15 protein-coding genes are annotated in these 16,590 nt (G+C 70.3%); 5 read left to right on the forward strand and 10 right to left on the reverse strand.

The genetic code is table 11. The features are described 5' to 3' along the window. The first annotated feature begins 182 nt into the window (after positions 1 to 182). Positions 183 to 401 carry a hypothetical protein gene (locus tag ABZZ20_RS30780; RefSeq protein ID WP_356875234.1) on the forward strand — a complete coding sequence of 73 codons (219 nt, stop codon included), beginning with the start codon at positions 183 to 185 and terminating at the stop codon, positions 399 to 401. A gap of 118 nt (positions 402 to 519) precedes the next feature. After that, positions 520 to 1,080: an NUDIX hydrolase gene (locus tag ABZZ20_RS30785; protein WP_356875236.1), complete on the forward strand. Its 561-nt coding sequence runs from the start codon at positions 520 to 522 to the stop codon at positions 1,078 to 1,080. Between the two features lie 27 nt (positions 1,081 to 1,107). Here ABZZ20_RS30785 and ABZZ20_RS30790 read toward each other — a convergent pair whose 3' ends face one another. The 3 genes from ABZZ20_RS30790 to ABZZ20_RS30800 are packed head-to-tail and all read right to left on the reverse strand — an operon-like array spanning position 1,108 to position 3,895. Beyond that, entirely contained in the window at positions 1,108 to 2,268 is a 1,161-nt protein-coding gene (locus tag ABZZ20_RS30790) for a 3-dehydroquinate synthase family protein (protein WP_356875237.1), read from the reverse strand. Next, complete coding sequence (locus ABZZ20_RS30795; RefSeq protein ID WP_356875239.1) at positions 2,265 to 3,101, reverse strand: NDP-sugar synthase; 837 nt, start codon at positions 3,099 to 3,101, stop codon at positions 2,265 to 2,267. Before ABZZ20_RS30795 ends, ABZZ20_RS30790 begins: the two co-directional genes overlap by 4 nt. Continuing rightward, positions 3,098 to 3,895 (reverse strand): phytanoyl-CoA dioxygenase family protein, encoded by a 798-nt coding sequence (locus ABZZ20_RS30800; protein ID WP_356875241.1) that lies wholly within the window; start codon positions 3,893 to 3,895, stop codon positions 3,098 to 3,100. The genes ABZZ20_RS30795 and ABZZ20_RS30800 overlap by 4 nt, the downstream gene beginning before the upstream one ends. A 311-nt stretch (positions 3,896 to 4,206) precedes the next feature. Between ABZZ20_RS30800 and ABZZ20_RS30805 the strand changes: the two genes are divergently transcribed. From ABZZ20_RS30805 to ABZZ20_RS30815, 3 genes are read left to right on the forward strand one after another with little or no spacing between them, the layout of a single operon-like run. Then, complete coding sequence (locus ABZZ20_RS30805; RefSeq protein WP_356875243.1) at positions 4,207 to 5,229, forward strand: hypothetical protein; 1,023 nt, start codon at positions 4,207 to 4,209, stop codon at positions 5,227 to 5,229. Further along, the gene (locus ABZZ20_RS30810) at positions 5,223 to 6,191 is read left to right on the forward strand and encodes a BadF/BadG/BcrA/BcrD ATPase family protein (RefSeq protein ID WP_356875245.1); all 969 of its coding nucleotides are present in this window, start codon (positions 5,223 to 5,225) and stop codon (positions 6,189 to 6,191) included. Before ABZZ20_RS30805 ends, ABZZ20_RS30810 begins: the two co-directional genes overlap by 7 nt. A 23-nt stretch (positions 6,192 to 6,214) precedes the next feature. After that, positions 6,215 to 7,291 carry a Gfo/Idh/MocA family oxidoreductase gene (locus ABZZ20_RS30815; RefSeq protein ID WP_356875247.1) on the forward strand — a complete coding sequence of 359 codons (1,077 nt, stop codon included), beginning with the start codon at positions 6,215 to 6,217 and terminating at the stop codon, positions 7,289 to 7,291. A 172-nt stretch (positions 7,292 to 7,463) separates the two neighbouring features. On the opposite strand, the gene ABZZ20_RS30820 is transcribed toward ABZZ20_RS30815, so the two are convergent. From ABZZ20_RS30820 to ABZZ20_RS30850, 7 genes are all read right to left on the reverse strand, one after another. Next, positions 7,464 to 7,637 carry a hypothetical protein gene (locus tag ABZZ20_RS30820; RefSeq protein WP_356875249.1) on the reverse strand — a complete coding sequence of 58 codons (174 nt, stop codon included), beginning with the start codon at positions 7,635 to 7,637 and terminating at the stop codon, positions 7,464 to 7,466. 309 nt (positions 7,638 to 7,946) lie between these two features. Then, a complete protein-coding gene (locus ABZZ20_RS30825) occupies positions 7,947 to 10,457 on the reverse strand; it encodes an aldehyde dehydrogenase family protein (RefSeq protein ID WP_356875251.1) in 2,511 nt (836 codons plus the stop codon). Beyond that, positions 10,454 to 11,629, reverse strand: coding sequence for an acyl-protein synthase (locus ABZZ20_RS30830; protein ID WP_356875253.1), 1,176 nt, complete (start codon positions 11,627 to 11,629; stop codon positions 10,454 to 10,456). Before ABZZ20_RS30830 ends, ABZZ20_RS30825 begins: the two co-directional genes overlap by 4 nt. Continuing rightward, a complete protein-coding gene (locus ABZZ20_RS30835) occupies positions 11,626 to 12,762 on the reverse strand; it encodes a GNAT family N-acetyltransferase (RefSeq protein ID WP_356875255.1) in 1,137 nt (378 codons plus the stop codon). The genes ABZZ20_RS30830 and ABZZ20_RS30835 overlap by 4 nt, the downstream gene beginning before the upstream one ends. After that, positions 12,759 to 14,177, reverse strand: a complete 1,419-nt coding sequence (locus ABZZ20_RS30840) for an MFS transporter (protein WP_356875257.1) — start codon at positions 14,175 to 14,177, stop codon at positions 12,759 to 12,761. The genes ABZZ20_RS30835 and ABZZ20_RS30840 overlap by 4 nt, the downstream gene beginning before the upstream one ends. Then, a complete protein-coding gene (locus ABZZ20_RS30845; RefSeq protein ID WP_356875259.1) occupies positions 14,174 to 15,442 on the reverse strand; it encodes a phenylacetate--CoA ligase family protein in 1,269 nt (422 codons plus the stop codon). The genes ABZZ20_RS30840 and ABZZ20_RS30845 overlap by 4 nt, the downstream gene beginning before the upstream one ends. Positions 15,443 to 16,254: 812 nt before the next feature. Beyond that, positions 16,255 to 16,581, reverse strand: a complete 327-nt coding sequence (locus tag ABZZ20_RS30850; protein ID WP_356875261.1) for a GYD domain-containing protein — start codon at positions 16,579 to 16,581, stop codon at positions 16,255 to 16,257. Between the last annotated feature and the right edge of the window lie 9 nt (positions 16,582 to 16,590).

Genomic DNA, 16,590 nt, shown 5'->3' on the forward strand with positions numbered 1-16,590 from the left:
AGCCGGACAGAACAGTCGCAGGACAGTCCAGCAGGACGTCAGTCAGACCCTGAGCCACGACCACCGGAACCCGCTACGAGTATCAATGTCAGTCCCGTCCTCTACGATCGTGATCATGGTTGTCCCGTCGAGGAGCAGGTGGCGAAGGACAGCCCGCCCTCGGACAGCGCTGGAGGCTAGACATGAGCGGTACGGGAGTCATGGACTCGGCTGTGGACGGGGTCTACGAGACCCTTCGGCTCTACCGGCACGGCGCCTTCGGCGTCCGCTGCCCCGACTGCCGTGCCGAGGCGGGGGCCCTGTGCCTGGCGCGCAGGAGCGTGCACCGCGGGCGCCGCCGGGCGTACCGGCACCAGTTGGAGACGACCGTACTCGTGCCGCTCCTCTCGGCGGCGGTCTGAGAGGTCGTCCCGGCCTCGTCTCCACCGCGCGGTCGGTCCTTGCGCGCGTTCACCGGAGCGCGGCAGTGCCGCCGACTACCCTTTCCCCGTCGCGGAGATCTCAGGGAAAGAGGGTCTGATGGCCGACGACCAGGCGTGGCAGCTCGTCGCGGAACTGCCCGCTCCAGCCGGCTTCCTGCACATCAGTGCACGGCGATACCGCATGCCGGACAACTCGGTGATGGACTGGGACATCCTCCACGGGGGGCGAACGGTGTCCGTGCTCGCGCTCGACCACGAAGGGAACGTGGTTCTTGCCGAGCAGTTCCGGCCCGGTCCGCAACGCCTGCTGTTGGAACTGCCCGGCGGCAACGTCGAGGAAGGCGAGGACGTGCTCGCGGCGTGCCTGCGGGAACTTTACGAGGAGACCGGATACACCGCGCAGCGGGCGGAGATCGTCGGCAGCACGTGGCTCGCGAGTTACGCGTCGCACCGGCGTTACGCGGTCCTCGCCTTCGACTGCGTACGGTCGGGGCGGCCGGAACGCCAGGAGGGCGAGTTCTGCCGCACGGTCCTGATGCCGTACGACCGGTTCCTCGATCACGTCCGGAGCGGCGAACTGACCGATACGGACATCGCCTTCATGTGCGTGGACGCCCTGCAGACGCGCGCCCTCGTTCCCCATCCGCAGGGCAGGTGAGCTGCTGTTCGGAGAGTGGGCACCCGCTCACCGGACGTCGTCCCAGGCGACCTCGACGGGCCACGCCGGGAGGCTGACGCAGGCACCGATCTTCCCTCCCGGAACGACGATGTGCAGGTTGCCGTTGCGGACGCGTTCGATGCGGACCAGGTGGTCCCACACGACCTCGCTGATCTCGTCCGGAACGCGGAGGGGTAGCCCGAGTCGCGCGAGCGTGTCGAGGATGCGGGACACGAGGGCCGGGGCGGCATGCCCCATCCGTTCTCCCAGCCTCGATGCGACCGCCATCCCCGCCGCCACGCACTCCCCGTGCAGCCATGCGTAGCCGAGCTCCGCCTCGATCGCGTGACCCACGCAGTGGCCGAAGTTCAGGGTGCGACGTAGGTCCCCCAATTCCATCGGGTCGCAGCTGAGTTGTCGCAGCTTCTCCCGGATGGCGAGCCGGACGACCGCCCGCGCCAGGGCCGGGTCCGAGCGGAAGTCGTGCAGATCCGCCACCGCGACCATCTCGAACAGCTCGGGACTGCCGATGACCGCAACCTTGATCACCTCCGCCAGGCCGGCCGCAAGGATCCGGTCGGGAAGCGACCGGACGGCATCCGGATCGATGACGACGCCGATGGGGTGGTAGAAGGCGCCGATGAGGTTCTTCTGTCCGTGCAGGTTGACCCCGGTCTTCCCACCGATGGCGGCGTCGACCTGGGCCATGAGCGTCGTCGGCAACAACGCGTACGGCACGCCCCGCATATAGGTACTGGCGATGAATCCGGTGACGTCGCAGGTCACGCCTCCTCCGATTCCGACGACGAGGGTGCGGCGCAGTACTCCCGCCGTCGACAACTCGTCCCACATGCGCAGGGTGGAATCGACGCTCTTGCTCGACTCGTGACCGGTGAGCGTGGAGGTGCCCAACACGGAAAGGCCGCACGCCGTCGCCTCGTCCCGGGCCGGTTCGATCACCGACACGCATTTCCGGTCGGCAATGAAGTAGACCGTCGTGCAGTCGTACCGATCGCGGGCCGCTGCGAAGAGTTCGCGGAGCGGAACGGTGTACGGAGAACCGAACTTCAGCGCGTACTGATCGGTTCGCGCACACGAGACGGCGATCTCGTCGCCGTCCTCGACGGACCACAGATGGGAGTCGCGCGAATGCAGAGCACCGGGTCCGGCCGTCCAGGCGGCCGTCACCGACGCCCCTCTTCCGAGGAGTCCGTCACGACGGATGGACCGGTCCTCGGAGCACGCGGTTCGGGACACGCCCGACCGTACAGTCGTTCGACGATTTCGGGGCGGTCGGCGATGAATCCGTAGCGTTCCGGCGTACCGAAGTCCCAGAAGAATGCGCTGCCGATGTCGAACGTGCGCATCTTCCCCTCGCCGATCCATCGGGGGAACAGGTCTCTTTCCATGGACGTTCCCCGTTCCAGTGCCGTAGCGGTCAACGCCGAGCGGTCCATCAGGGCCGCACCGGTACTGCTCTTCCTCGCGTGGACGGTGCCCGGGAAGCGGGCGGCGGCGCTGCCCGCTTCGGCCGAAGCGAGGAGTAGGCCGTCGGAACGGACGGCCAGCGCGCCTTCGTTCTGCGGGCTGCGATCGCAGACGACGAGGGTGCAGCACGACGGGTTCTCGTGGAAGTCTCGTACCAGGGCCGACGGATCGAATTCGGTGACGACGTCCCCCATCACCAGGAGCACCAGATGCGTGTCGATGGACTTCGCCGTGCGGACCACGTCGTAGCCGGTGCCCTGCGGATCGGACACTTCCACCACGATCGCGCTCTTGAGCCACGGCTCCGTGCGGAAGTAGTCCGCTATCGACTCCCCCCGGTGCCCGGCCGCCACGTGCACCGAGGCCACGCCGAGCCGGAGGTAGTGCGCGGCGAGGTAGCCGATGTACGGATGGCCACCGATGGGAAGCATCGCTTTGGCCAGGGGTGATCCCAGGGGCGCGAGGCGGGTCGCCCTGCCGCCCGCGAGGACGATCACCGTGACGTCGTGAAGCGGTCCTCGGGAAGCGTTCACCCGCGCTCCGGCGCGTCGTGCCCGGAGAAGATGTCGCCCTGCCACTTCGGCCGGGTCGCATCGGCGTCGTTGCCACGGTAGATCGCGCGGCCCCGTACGAGGTGGGCGTACCCCGGCGGCGTGGGCTGCAGTTCGTCCACCGACCGATATCCGAGCGTGATGCTCATCCGATCGGTCGGACTTCGGTTGATGCCCGCGGAGTGGAACAGAAGGCTGTTGAAGAGGAGGACGCCGCCCCGTGGCAGTTCACAGGCCAGGCCCTGGTCCGCGTATCCGGCGTATTCCTCGTGCTCCGCCAGGTGGTTGCCCCCGCCGCCGTCGGACGGCATTGCGACGTACGGAAGATGGTGGGACCCCGGTATGAGTCGCGTCGCTCCGGTTTCGACGGTGGACTCGTCCAAGTAGACCAGCACGGTGACGATGGGACGACTCCACTGGAGCGAATCACGGTGGAATCCGGCGCCGCCGCGTCCCGGAACCTGGTGTCTCGGACCATTGAGGGTCACGTGGTTGTGTCTGCGCGTCAGGAACTCGATGTTCGGCCCCAGGATGTCTTGCAAGGCATCGAGGAGCATCGGATGTTCGATGATCTCGCGGTAGAGAGGGTCCCGGTCCCACAATTGGTCCAGGCGCGAGACTTCACCGCCAACCAACCTGTAGGGCTGGACCTTTTCGTCGATTTCACGCCGTACCAGGGACTGGACCTTGTCGATGAGCGGTAATGGGATACGATCGCTCGCGACCAAATATCCGTTGAGTTGGAAAAAGGCTCGCTGGTCGTAGCTGAACGCCAACTCCTGCCTCCGTTTCACCCGCCCGACCGGGGCACCGAAGCCTGTGGGCACCCTACCGGACCATCCTTGATCATTGGTAGGAGTCTATGAATCCGTTCACGTACTTCACGCACCGCGCCAGTCGGCGATCAGCACTCCTGGCTGAAGCTGAACGGAGCACACCGGGAAAAGATCTCCGGATCTGCGTGGAAGGACTGGGTGACTGGGGACAGCGCATATATCGTCCGGCCATCGGCGCGGCCGTCTCAAGTGGATCTCGAATCCGCGCCCTTTACCGGGACGTTCGTCAACCGCACATCGATCCTGCCCTGATGTCCTGGGAGGGCTTCGAGAAGAAGCGGGCTCCGTACGAATCCCCTCGCGAAGCCCCTGATCTCCTGATCGTGGCCACGCCCGACAGTGCTCACCTCGGCGTCCTCGAAGCGGCGGCGACCCGGGAAGTCCTCGCCGTCGTCGAGAAACCCTTCTCCCTCACGGCACGGGAAGTCGCCCGGGCCCGCCGACTGCCGGGGCTCGTACTGGGCGTCGATCACTTTCCGGCCTACATCAGCGCGGCCGTCGGCCATGCGGACGACCTCTGGCAACACCTGGGCGGCCAGATCGAGTCCGTCCGGTTCGTCCTCGTCCAACGGACGCCCATCGAGGTGCCGCGGCTGCCCTCCCTGGGCTCCGGCCTCACCTTCGACATGCTGCCGCATTTCCTCGCCCTGCTGGTATCCCTGGGCATCGTCGGCCCGTTGGGGACGACAACCGTGTCCCGGGCCGGACGCCACGTGCCCCTCTCCCGAGCCCACCCGCCACCCCGGGACACCGGCTACGCCGCCGAAACGTGGTCCGAGACCCGCTTCGAGCTGACCGGTGCCCCGGTGGCCTCGGGCCGCACGATCTCCTGTACGGGCCTGGTCGGAAAGGGCTTCCCCGTCGACGCCCGGTTCCTGGAACTCTCCGCGCCGTCGGGTGCTGCCGTACGCCTCGACCTCGGCAGCGCATCGTGGCAGGACCCGACCTATCCGTACGGGCTCGTCTCCCTGCTGGCTCCCGCGGGTCGGCACGGCGCGGGAACGTGGCTGCGGCCCGGTCCGGCTCGCGTCAAGGCGCTCGGCCCCCGGCTCAGCACGGCGCGGCCCTACCCCGAGATCGTCCGACAGCTGACCGGCGGCCCCGGCACGACCAGGTCCGCCGCCTGCCTGTTCACCGTCGACGAATGCGAGTGGATGATGGACGTCCTCGAACCGCTCGGTGCAGCGGCCCGGCAGATGGCCGGCGGCGATGCCGGCACCGACCACGATCTGGGCACCTTCCCGGACACGACCTTCCGCGGGCCCGCGTGCTGACTGCGGGCCGGCCCAAGTCCCTGCTGGTCGAGGGAGGCGGATCGCACACGTGGGTGGCGGTCGCCGACGGCCGAACGGTCTGGGCGCAGGCCACACTGCCTTCCCTCAACAGGATCGGTGCCTCCCCCAAAACGCAGCGCGCACTGTTGGCGGACGTGGCCGGGGTCGCGGAGCGGTTCCCGGACATCGAGGACGTCCTCTTCGCGGTCGGCGCGGCCTGTACCGGCTCCTACCTCGACGAGTTCGCCGAACTGCTCGCCGGGACCCTCCCGAAGTCGCTGCGACCAGCACGACGCACCTACATCACGAACGACGTCGTACCGCTGTTCTTCGCCGAGGACCGAGACGGTCACCAGCTGGTCGTCATCGCCGGGACCGGATCGGGGGTGGCGGCGCGCCGCGGCTTCGAGGCCGTCGCCCGGCACGGCGCCCACGAGTACCTGCTGGGCGACGACGGCGGTGCGTACGACATCGGACGGCGGGCGCTGCGGGCGGTCATCGCCCACTCCGAGGGCCGCGGTGAGCGTACGAGCCTCACCGCGCTGGTCGCGCAGCGGACCCGGGGGGTGGAGATCGATCGTTTCGTCTACGGGGCGGAGCATCCCAAGCAGACGGTCGCGGACTTCGCGCGCGACGTCTTCACCGCCGACGCACACGGCGATCGGACGGCGGGCCGGATACTCGACGGGGCGGCCGCGCGGCTCGCGGACGTCTGCCGGGGAGCCCTCAAGGCGGCCGGCGCGACGTCCCTCGTCACCGCGACGTTCACCGGGAGCCTCCTCACCGAGCCGACCGGCAGATTGCGCCGACGCCTCGAACAGCACGTGCGCGCCCTGGGTGTGACAACCCTGCGGTACTGCGCGGTGGACCTCGACCTGATGCGTCGTACGGTGGACGCCCTGCGCTCCGATCGGGCGGTGTTCGACGTGATCGCCGACGCCGTACCGGCGGTGCGGCTGTGACCCCGGGGCGTGAGGTGCTGCGCGTGGCGATCGTCGGGTACGGGACCGTCGGGCCGCTCCACGCGCTCGCCTACCAAGTACTGCCAAGGATCTTCCCGGGCCTTCCGCGGGTACCGGAGGTCGCCCTCGTCGTCGATCCGGACCCGGCGTCGCTCGCGCGGGCACGGGCCGAGTGGTCCGTGCCGGCGCGCCCTCCTGCGGACCGCCTCTACGATGCGTTCGGCATCGACGTGGTGGACTGCTGTGCGCCCTCCCCGCTGCACGCGCCGGTGTGTACCGACGCGTTGGCGGCGGGACTGCCCGTCCTGTGCGAGAAACCGCTGACGGGAAGCGGTGAGGCCTCGGCCTCCCTGGTCGCTCGTGCTGCCGCTGGGAACGCCGCGCTCGGTGTCAACTTCAACTTCAGGTTCGTACCGGCCCTGCGCGAGGCCAGGCGTCTGGGGGAGAGCGGCTCCTTGGGGGAGATCCGTAGCCTGCGCATCGGCTACCACCGGTCGAGCAACCTCGCCCGGCACGGAGCCGGGAATCCGCCGACCGATGCGGGTCGCGGCGCGTTGCTCGACCTCGGTCCGCACGCGGTCGACCTGGTCCACTTCCTGTTCGGCAGGATCGCTCGGGTCAGTGCCCGAACGGCCTTCTACGATCCGCGTGCGAACGCTGCGGCGGACGACCTCGCCAAGGTCGACTTCGCTCTCGACAACGGCGCCCTCGGCAGCGTCGAGGTGTCGAAGGTGACACCGGGCGCGGCCAACGACCTGGAGGTCTTCGCCTACGGCACCGAAGCGGGGGTGCACTTCAGCAGTACCCGCCCCGACGTGCTCGACGTCTACCGCGGGACCCACTACGCCACCGCCCACCAGCGACTGCGCTTCGGTGTGGGCGGGCCCGCGGACACGACGGCCGTCGTACCTGCCGAGACGGGGAGCAGCGTACTGCTCTGGCACGCCGCGTCCTTCGCCGCGTTCGCGCGCCGGGTGGCGGGCGAACGCGGTGCGCAGATCGCCGGCGCCGTCGACGGCCTCGGCGTGGACCGCGTGCTGGACGCCGCGCGTGCCTCGATCGCGCGGTCCGCGGCGTGGGTGCCGGTCGGCCCGTGGTGAGGTGCGTGCGGCGGCCCGTTGCGCGCCGGTGTCGCTCCGTGACCCGATGCGTTCGCTCCCCCGCACAGTTGCCGAACGAGTGCGCGGTGGTGCGGGCCTCTGCGCCGCGGGGGCGGGGGATCGGGTACCGGGGGCGTGCGCGGGCAGCCACCAGCGCCTGCCGGGCGGCGGGTCAGGTCCGCTTGTCCGCGAGGATGCGGTCCGCCGCGTAGTGCGGGCAGGAAGGGGTGTGCCAGGTGACCGTCAAACATCCTGCCTCCGCCGACAGGGTCCGTACGGTCCCGTCCGTCGGGCCGGCCTTGCAGTACGGGCACACCAGGGCCCGCGGCTTCGGAAACTCCACCATGGTCGTGGTACTCCCCCACTCAGACGTGTCCGCGCACCGGATGGGCCAAGTCTTATCAAACCCGTGCGGAACACGGCGCTTTACCCATGGGTAGGGGCAAGACTTTCCGCAACGGGCTCCGTTCGGCCCGTACGAGGTACCGGCTGCCCGGGAGTTGTGGGCCAGCCGTGCCCGAGATCGGACGCCCCGCCGGGTAGCGCTCCGGGGCCCGGCCGGGCCGGACGCGCAGGGCGACGGTAGCCGCCGACAACACACGGCGGTCGTCCGGGTACGGCCGCCTCGGCGGCTGCCCCGGACGACCGGTGCGGCCTATCGCCGCTCGTCCACCACAGCCAGCAGCTTCCCGCTCGTCGCCGCACGGGCCAGGGCTGCTCCGTCCACCGACTCGACCGTGAAGTCGAGCAGTTTCTCCGCCACTGCCGAGCGAACCTCCGGGTAGGCGTTGAGGAAGGCCTCGCGCGCGGTGCCCAGCTCCGGGGCGCGGGAGCTCTCCATGCGGAGGGTGAGGCCCTCGCGTACGGCCCCGCTGGTCAGGACGGCCTGGATCTCGCCGCCGTAGCCCAGGTGTTCTGCAGCGATGGCCACGAAGCGGCGGTAGTTCAGGAAGTACGTCGCCACGCGCATCACCTCGCCCAGCCGGCCGAGCAGTTCGAAGCGCGGGGCGTGGCTACCGCAGGGGCAGCGGCCGGGGAGGGCCCGGCCGAGGTCGCCGATGACGTAACGGTCGAGGTGCTGGCCGCGACGGGCGCGGGTGGTGAAGACGAGCCGCCCGGTCTCCCCCGGTGCCACGGGGCGGTCGGCCTCGACGTCGACGACCTCCATGGTGTGCAGGTCGGCATGCAGGTGGTGGATGCTGCCGCTGCTCTGCGTGCACTGGTACCCGAGGGGGCCGAGGTCGGTGCTCCCGTAGGTGAGGGAGCGGATGACCTCGATGCCGAAGGACTCGGTGAGGGTGCGGCGCTGTTCCTTGGTGAAGTGCTCGCCACCGTAGTAGATCTTGCGGATGCCGCCGTAGGAGCGCAGGAGGTCGGCTTCCTCGTGCAGGAGCTGCCAGAGGTAGGACGGCATGCCGAAGAGGGTGTCGACCTGGTACGCGGCGATCATCTCCGCAGTGGCCCGGTGGTCGGGGCCGGCGGCCATCGGCATCTGGACACCGCCCAGACGCTCCAGGATGGAGAAGAAGCTGATGAAACCGCCGTACATGCCACCGCAGTAGAAGAGGTTGGCCGTACGGTCGCGGGCCGGGTCGTACCCGGCGGCGAGGAGGCCGCGGGCGGCGGCGTGCATCTGCACGTCGTAGTCGTCGTAGGTGAAGAGCGACAGGGCGGGCGTACCGGTGCTGCCCCCGCTGCGGAAGTACAGTTCCGCGTCGGCCGGATCGACCCCGCGGTTGAGGTCCTGGACGGCGGCCTTGTCCAGCAGCGGCCCGGTGGCCAGGGGGAAGACGGCCGGGCGGGCGAGGTCGTCGAGACAGGCGGTGGTGGCGAAGCGCTGGTCGGCCTGGACCGCGACGCGGCGGCTGTAGCGCTGGAGGGCGTAGACGCCGTCGTGCGGTTCACCGGGGTAGCCGGCGGTCATGGCACCGATCGGGGTGACCCGGGTGGCGCCGGCGGCCAGGACCGTGGCGGAGAGCTCGGCGATGTCGGTGCGGCTGCCCGCGATGCCCGCCGTCTGGAGGTAGCGGCGCATGGGACGCAGCGTCGCGATGAGCTGCTTGCGGGGCAACGGCTTGACCCAGACGCTGCGGTGCAGCGGTGAGGCGGTGAGGGCCGGGCGGGTATCGGCCATCACGCGCCACGAGCCGTCGGGGGCGGCGAGCACGCGGGTCAGGCCGAGGTGTTCCTCCAGCCGGGCGAGGTGCTCGGTGGTGGTCAGTTCGGCGTACTCGGCCGGGTCGAGCTCCTCCTCGGCGGGCGCCGGCTGTGCGGCGAGGGCAGCGCCGAGGCGCTCGGCGAACGCGTGCAGTTCGTCGGTGTCCTCGGTGTCGAGGTAGACCACCTGGGGGCTGGAGCAGGCCTGCTGTTCGAAGAGGCAGATGTCCTTCGCGAGGGCGGTCAGGGTCGCCTCGTCCGCCCAGGCGTCGGAGGTGAGGTAGGCGAAGGAGATCTTGTGGCCCCACTCCACCAGGCGGCAGCCGGCCGGGACGTGGGCCGCGACGCCCTCGACGGCGGCCTCGCCGCCCCAGACGGCGACGGCGTCGGCGCCTGCGCACATCAGGCGCAGCCACTCCTGGCGGGAGGACGGGAAGCGGAGCACGATGACGCGTTCGGCGATGGCGCCGGTCGGGTCCTGCGCGGCGAGTTCGGCCAGCAGGTGCTGGGCCAGGAGGGTGTCGGCGCTGCTGGTCTTGAGGACGTTGACGTTGCCGGCGAGGAGGCCCTCGATCAGGCTGAGCGGGGCGACGGTGGCGGCGTTGCCGGGGGCTATGTGGGCGACCAGGCCGACGGGTGCCCAGGCCTCGTAGACCGTTTCCCTGGCGTCGGGGCGGTTGAGTCGCTGCGGGGCGGTGCCGCCCAGTTCGCGCCGCAACTTGCGGCCGAGGGCGCCCCGGTCGAGGAAGGCGGCCAGCTCGGCGAGGAGTTCCTCGGCGTCCTCGTCCGCACCCGCCGGCAGGTGCGGGGCCAGGCGCTCGCGGACGGGGTGCTGGGGGTCGCGCAGGGCGCGGGCGAGGGTGTCGCACGCGGCGAGGACGGTCTCGGTGTCGAGGGGCGCGGCGAGTGCGGTCGCCACGCCGGAGGGCAGCGTGGTCAGGCGGTGGGCGACCTCGTCGTCGCCGATGAAGGCGCCCTGCCAGTAGTGCTGGTTGGTGGTGTCGGTCATGACATTCCCTTCATGAGTTCGGCGGCGGCCACGGCACAGCTGCGGTTGCGACTCACGCCGGCGCGGCCGTGGATCGTGAACCACGGGGTGGTCAGCTCGCAGCCGCACTCCCCGCCCGGGTGGAGCGACGCGAGGTCGCCCATGACCACGCTCTGTGCCGGTACGGAGGTGATGTACGGGGACACCAGGTGCAGATAGCCGCGTTCGCCGTAGGGAAGCGGTTCGAGGGTACGGGTGGAGCGGATGAAGACGCGGGACCAGACCGGCGCGTGGAGGTTGTGGTGCGCGCACTCGATGTACGGGATGCAGTGCTCGACGGAGCCGAAGGTGTCGCGGATCCGCTCGGAAGGGATGCCGAGCTGTTCGGTGACCCGGGCGTACAGCTCGTGCTTGCCGATCTGCCGGTCGGTGTGGCCCTTCCAACCGCCCCCGAGGATGACCAGGGAGCCCTCCGGCAGTTGCAGCGGCGCCAGGCCCATGGCACGCATCCGCTCCAAGGTGAACCACAGGAAGGCGGGGAACCCGAGGATGCGGACGGGAGCGTCGTCCTCGGCGAAGCGGCGCAGTGCGGCGACGCAGCCGAAGGGGTCGAACTCGTGCCCGTTGCCGGTGTTGCGCAGGGCGTACTCGACCTGCCGAGCCGGGGCGAAGTCGCACAGGTAGTTGTCGGTGAACGAGGTGCCCAGATTGAGGTCGCGGGCCGGTTCGTAGCTGTAGAGCAGGTAGTTGACCGGCTGGTCGGGGGTGATCCAACCGTTGTGGTCGAAGATGCGGGCGACCATGCGCTGCGCGGAGCGGATGGTCCACTCGTCGAAGAACATCTGCGACTTCTGTCCGGTGGTACCGGAGGAGGTCAGGTGGAGGTGGACGTCGTCCCGGGGTATGGACAGGACTTCGTGCCGCTTGAAGAAGTTCGCGTGCACCAGGGGTGCCCGGTAGGGGGTGTCGGGGCGCTCGGCGTCGTGAAGGCTGCGGTAGAACGGGGACCGGTCGTGGTGCCAGGCGTTGATCTCCGCCATGGCGGCGGTGAACAGGTCCTCTTCCGCGGGGCCGCAGGTGTACGGCTCGATCAGGTCGCAGAGTTCCTGCACCCGGCCGAGGGCCGCTGCGTCGGGAACGTCCACGGGCGCCAGGTGGGGGTTCGAGGCGGTTGGGGGGTTCGGGGGGTTCATGAAACGACCTCACGTGCGGGCAGATGCGTCGACGCCCAGGCCGACACATAGGAATCGAGGAAGGGTTGGAGCGGTGGGTCGACGACCACGCCGCGGAAATCGATGTGCTCGGTGGTCCTGGACATCACGACGTAGTCGTGGAAGCCGTCCCCGTCCCGGCGCATGGCCGGATAGAGGGCCCCGGCGATGAAGCCCTGCGCGGCGAACGCGGAGAGCGCGGCGTGGTGTTCCAGGGGCACCAGTGCCTCGACGTAGCCGGCTCCGGCGCGGGTGAGGGTACGGGTGACCGGCTCCAACCACCCGGCGGCGGCCACCGGGTCGGGATGGGCGGTGACCAGGGCGCAGTAGCCGCCGGTGCGGTTGAGGTAGGCGTACACCTCGAAACCGCCGTCGTCGGGGGTGAGGAGGATGTTCGGCGTGTGCAGCGGGTAGAACCAACGGCCGGTGTCGGGGAAGTGTTCGCGGAAGCGGCGGCGGACGAAGCCCGCTGCCTCGATCATCTCCAGGGGCGCCGCCGCGGGCCCCGCGGGCGCCGGCAGCGGCGGCGTGGGCCGAGCGTCCGCGTAGGAGATCCCCAGACTCGCTGCGGCGGTGTTAAGTAGGGGCAGCAGGGAGTCGGGTACTTCGGCGACGTGAAGCCTGCGGTCCAGCACTCCGGGTGCGTGACGCGCGTAGAGCGCGAGGCTCTCCCGACTGCTGAGGTCCACGGCATTGGGCAGGATGCCCAGGGGGCGGAAGCCGTTGCGGGCCACGACGCGTTGCGGGCCCGCGCTGACCGTCCGCACGGTGGCGTAGACCGAATCGAGCTCACCGGCATCGAGCGTGCCCGCGCACAGGGCGTCGGTCAGCCGGCCCGCGAGCCCCGAACCGCGCTGGTCGGGGTGGACGGCGAGCCCTTCGAGACGGCCGATCCGGCTGCCGGGCTCGCCGTGGACGGCGGCCGATCCCGCGAGGGCGCCGGTACGTGGGCAGCGGGCGACGAGCCAGAGGGTGTGCGGGTCGCTGATGAGCCGGGACATCTCGGCGGGGTCGGTACCCAGGGCGGTGGGGTAGTGAGGCCCGTAGACGGCGTAGTAGAGCTGGCGGAGATCGGCGATGTCGGCCGGGGTCGCCTGCTCGATCACGGCGGTCATCGTGCGCCTCCCGCGGTGGTGGTCGGTGCCGCTTCCGGTGCCGTGGGCGGGAGCGGCGTGCCGGCGGCCCCGGTCGCGGTCACTGTCGCTGTCGCTGTCGCAGCCTCGGCCCCGATCGCGGATCGTCCGGGCAGCAGGGCCAGGGCGATGGCCGCGGGGACCAGTCCGGCAGCCTGGACCAGGCACAGCGTCTGGGCGGAGAGGTGGTCGCCGAGCACGCCGAAGAGCAGCGAGGCGACCGGGAAGGTCGCGCCGAGGACGGCCTGCATGACGGCGAAGAAGGCGGGCTTGTCGCCGACCGGTACCAGCCGCTGGAACAGGGCCACGAAACGCACCCCGATGACCCCGACGCACCAGCCGGTCACCAGCAGGGCGCCGGCGATGACGGGCCGTGCGGCGATCAGGCCGGGGACGGCGAGCGCGACGGCCATCGCTCCCAGGCACGCGGAGCCGAGCACCGCGGGCCGGCCGGGCACCCGGGCGCCGGTGAAGGAGCCGATCAGCGTGCCCACTCCGAGGGAGGCCTCCAGCAGGGCCACGGTGCCGCCGTCGCCGTGCAACACCGAAGCGGTGTAGAGCGGCATGACGACGAAGACGGCAGTGGTGAAGAGGTTGGCCGCGGTGAAGCAGAGCAGGATGGCGCGGACGTACGGCATTGCGCCCAGGATCTGACGTAGCGTCCGACGCGGCGCCTCCCCGGCGCCGCGCGGAGACGGAACCGCTCCGGTGCTGAGGTCCCCGGGCGTGTCCGCGAGGGCGCACGGGGCCACACCCGTGGCCGCATCGGCGGTGCCGTCCGCGGTGCGGAAGCGTACGGTCGCGATGAGCAGCGCGGCTGCCGTGTAGGCGACGGCACAGCCCACGGCGAGTCCGGCCACACCGGCCCCGTCCACGACGAGGGCGCCGAGCAGGGCTCCGCCGAGGCTGGCCAGCGACTGGGTGGACAGTTCGAAGCCTGTTGCCGCCTCGATGTCCTCGTCGTCCACGAGTTCGGGCACGGAGGTGGTCAGGCAGGGGTCGAAGAAGGCCTGGCAGGTCGCCAGGGCCAGGGCCGTGGCGTAGACCGCGGCGACCGGCAGGTCGCTCACGCAGGCCCAGACGGCCAGCGCGGCAGCCACCGCTCCGGCACCGCCGGCCGCGGTGCGCAGCAGCGAGCGGTGGGCGAAGCGGGCGATGGCGCGGGCGACGAGCGGGGCCAGGGCCACGGCGGGCAGGGTGCTCACGGCCATGAACAGGCCGGCCTCGAAGGCGCCGTCGCCGGACGCGGCGTAGCCGATGAGCCACCAGGAGGTGCCCACCTGGAACATGCGCATCCCGGCTTGGGCGAGCACTTGGCCCAGCCATACGGTCCCGAAGGAGCGGTTGCGCAGGACGAGGGGGAGCCGGCGGGCGGCGGGCGGTGCGGGGGTGGTCATGCGGTCGGCCTCTCGTCGACGACGCGGACGAGCTTGCCGGAGCGGGGGTTGACCACCAGGTCGCGGTGGCGGGCCCACTCGACGCGGACCGGGTGGACGAATCCCGCTGCGACGCTGTCGGGGTAGAGCGGCCGGGCGGCGTTCAGTCCGGTGACCACCGCCTTCTCGCACACCTCCAGGTCGAACGGGTCGTGGTCGCAGGCCGTGGCCAGCCGCAGTACGAGGCCGTCACGGCCCTCCCAGCGCCGCACGACGAGTTGCACGCCCGTGACCAGGCCCTCCACGTCGGCCTCTGCGACGGCGTCGGTGGCGTCCTGCCAGGGCAGCGAGACGGGCCCGACACGTACGCCTTCCTCGGCGCGGCCCAGGATGCGGAAGGTGCCGCCTTCAGTGTCGGTCCACTCGGCCCGGTCACCGGCGGGGTAGCGGATGATCGGCATGAGACGGCGGAAGAGCTGGGTGACCACGACCCGTCCGGGCCGGCCTGCCTCGCGGATCGGTTCGCCGGTCGTCTCGTCGAGGATCTCGACGAGGGTGTGCGGGGAGAACGGGCGGTGCGTACGCGGGTCCACGCCGGGAACCGGCCTGCCGAGGAGGCCGCCGTCCACACTGGCGTAGCCCAGCGAGCGGGGTTCGGCGCGGGGGAAGGCGGCGGCCAGGAGGCGGCGCTGGTCGGCGAAGAGCGCCTCACCGCCGAAGAACAGCAGTTCGACGTCGCGCAGTTGCCGGCCCTGGGAGATCAGGTGCTCGGCGAGGCGGCACAGGGTCGTCGGCGTGCCCGCGACGACCTGCGCGGCGAAGTCTTCGAGGGTGGAAACCGTCGATTCCAGCGGGGCGCCACCACCGATGGGCAGCCGAACGTTGGCGACGGGGGCGTGGGCGAGCGCGTCCAGGACGAACAGGAAGCTGGCGTAGAGCTCACCGGCGTAGAAGAGGTCGGCCACCCGATGGCCGGGCTGGAGGCCCGCGTCGACCAGCCCGGCACCGAAAGCGCCGACGAACTCCTGCCATTCCTCACGGGTGTAGCAGGAAAACCGCGGCACTCCCGTGGTACCGCCGGTCTTGAACACGACGGCTTCTCCGAGGGGGGCGGTCAAGACCCTGTTGTCGTGCGGAGTGTTGGCCGCCCAGAACGCGCCCTGTTCGACCACCGGAAGATCGGTGAGCCGGTTCACCCGGGGCGGCAGGTCCGCATAGAGGTCGGCATAGAACGGGGAGCGGTCACGGGCGAATCGCACGAGGTCTGAAAAATGCTGGACGGGCATGCTGCCTATACCTAGAAGAGTGAAAGTTGAAAGAAACGGGCGGCGGGTGCCGAGCCGGGGTGTGGCCGTACTCACACATTCCACCAGTTGAGCGCTCAACCATGCACGTATGGCGCACAGTTGACGAGGTGAGCCCCGGCCTGATGCCCATTCACATGATGGAACACCTCGAACGCACCGCCAAATCGATCGCGCCCACCTCCGGCCAAACACAGCAGACTTCCGGCCCGCACGGCCGAAACTGCGCCGACTTTCCGTCAAGCGAGAGGCAGTAATCACAAGGCCGTCCTTCATGGTGCGCACCCATGACGGACGGCGGTGACGACGAAAAGACAGCTCGGCGGGTAAACGGCGCGCGCAGTTCATTCACTCAATACCGATGATTCATGCAGCTGACGGAAATGTTATTCAGCTGCTGTCCCGGGGCGGATCAGTCGGTCCCGTCGTCCCCGACGACGGGAGGAACACCGGGGCTGATGCGTTCTCAGGTTGCGGGACGAAGTAGCTCACACGCGTGGGCGGGGCGTGACCGGTAGTGCGCAGGGTTGCCATGGCGCGGGGTGCGGCGCCGGTGCGGATGCGGGAGGCGCCCTCGGCGCATGTCACGTCTCTGACGTGGTGCGGGGCCTCGACGGACCAGTGTCCGCGGACCAACACGGCGAGCCGGGTGGGCCGGCCCGCTCGGGGCCGAGGCCGGTGACCGCGCACGTCGGGCGAGCCGGACGCCCACGGCGTCGCCGTCCAGGCGGGCCGGTAGGCAGCCCCGGGCCGTGGCTGCCGGCGTGCAGTCCGCGAGCCCGGCCCCTGGACCGCTACGCGCCCGGCGCCCGGTACTGGACTCGCTCGGCTTTGCGCAGGGCATCCATGGTCTCATCGACGGTCAGGAGAACTGTCGTCTCGAACGAGCTGAGCGCGCCGCCTCCACTGATCGCCAGTGCAACCGCGGCCATTGACACGTTGTCGGGGGCCTCCCACAGGTTGTAACCGTCATGCGTGCCGAAGGCGTACCAGAAGCCGTGGAGCTTCCCGCCGACGGACTCGATGTATGCCTGAGCGGCCTTTGCACGGTCCTCGGGGTGGACGATCAGCCTCGCCCAAGTCTCGGGCGTGTAGCTGAACCTCGATAGATAGAGCGGCATCGCGTCTCC

The organism is Streptomyces sp. NPDC006430 (assembly GCF_040612395.1).
Taxonomy (GTDB): domain Bacteria; phylum Actinomycetota; class Actinomycetes; order Streptomycetales; family Streptomycetaceae; genus Streptomyces.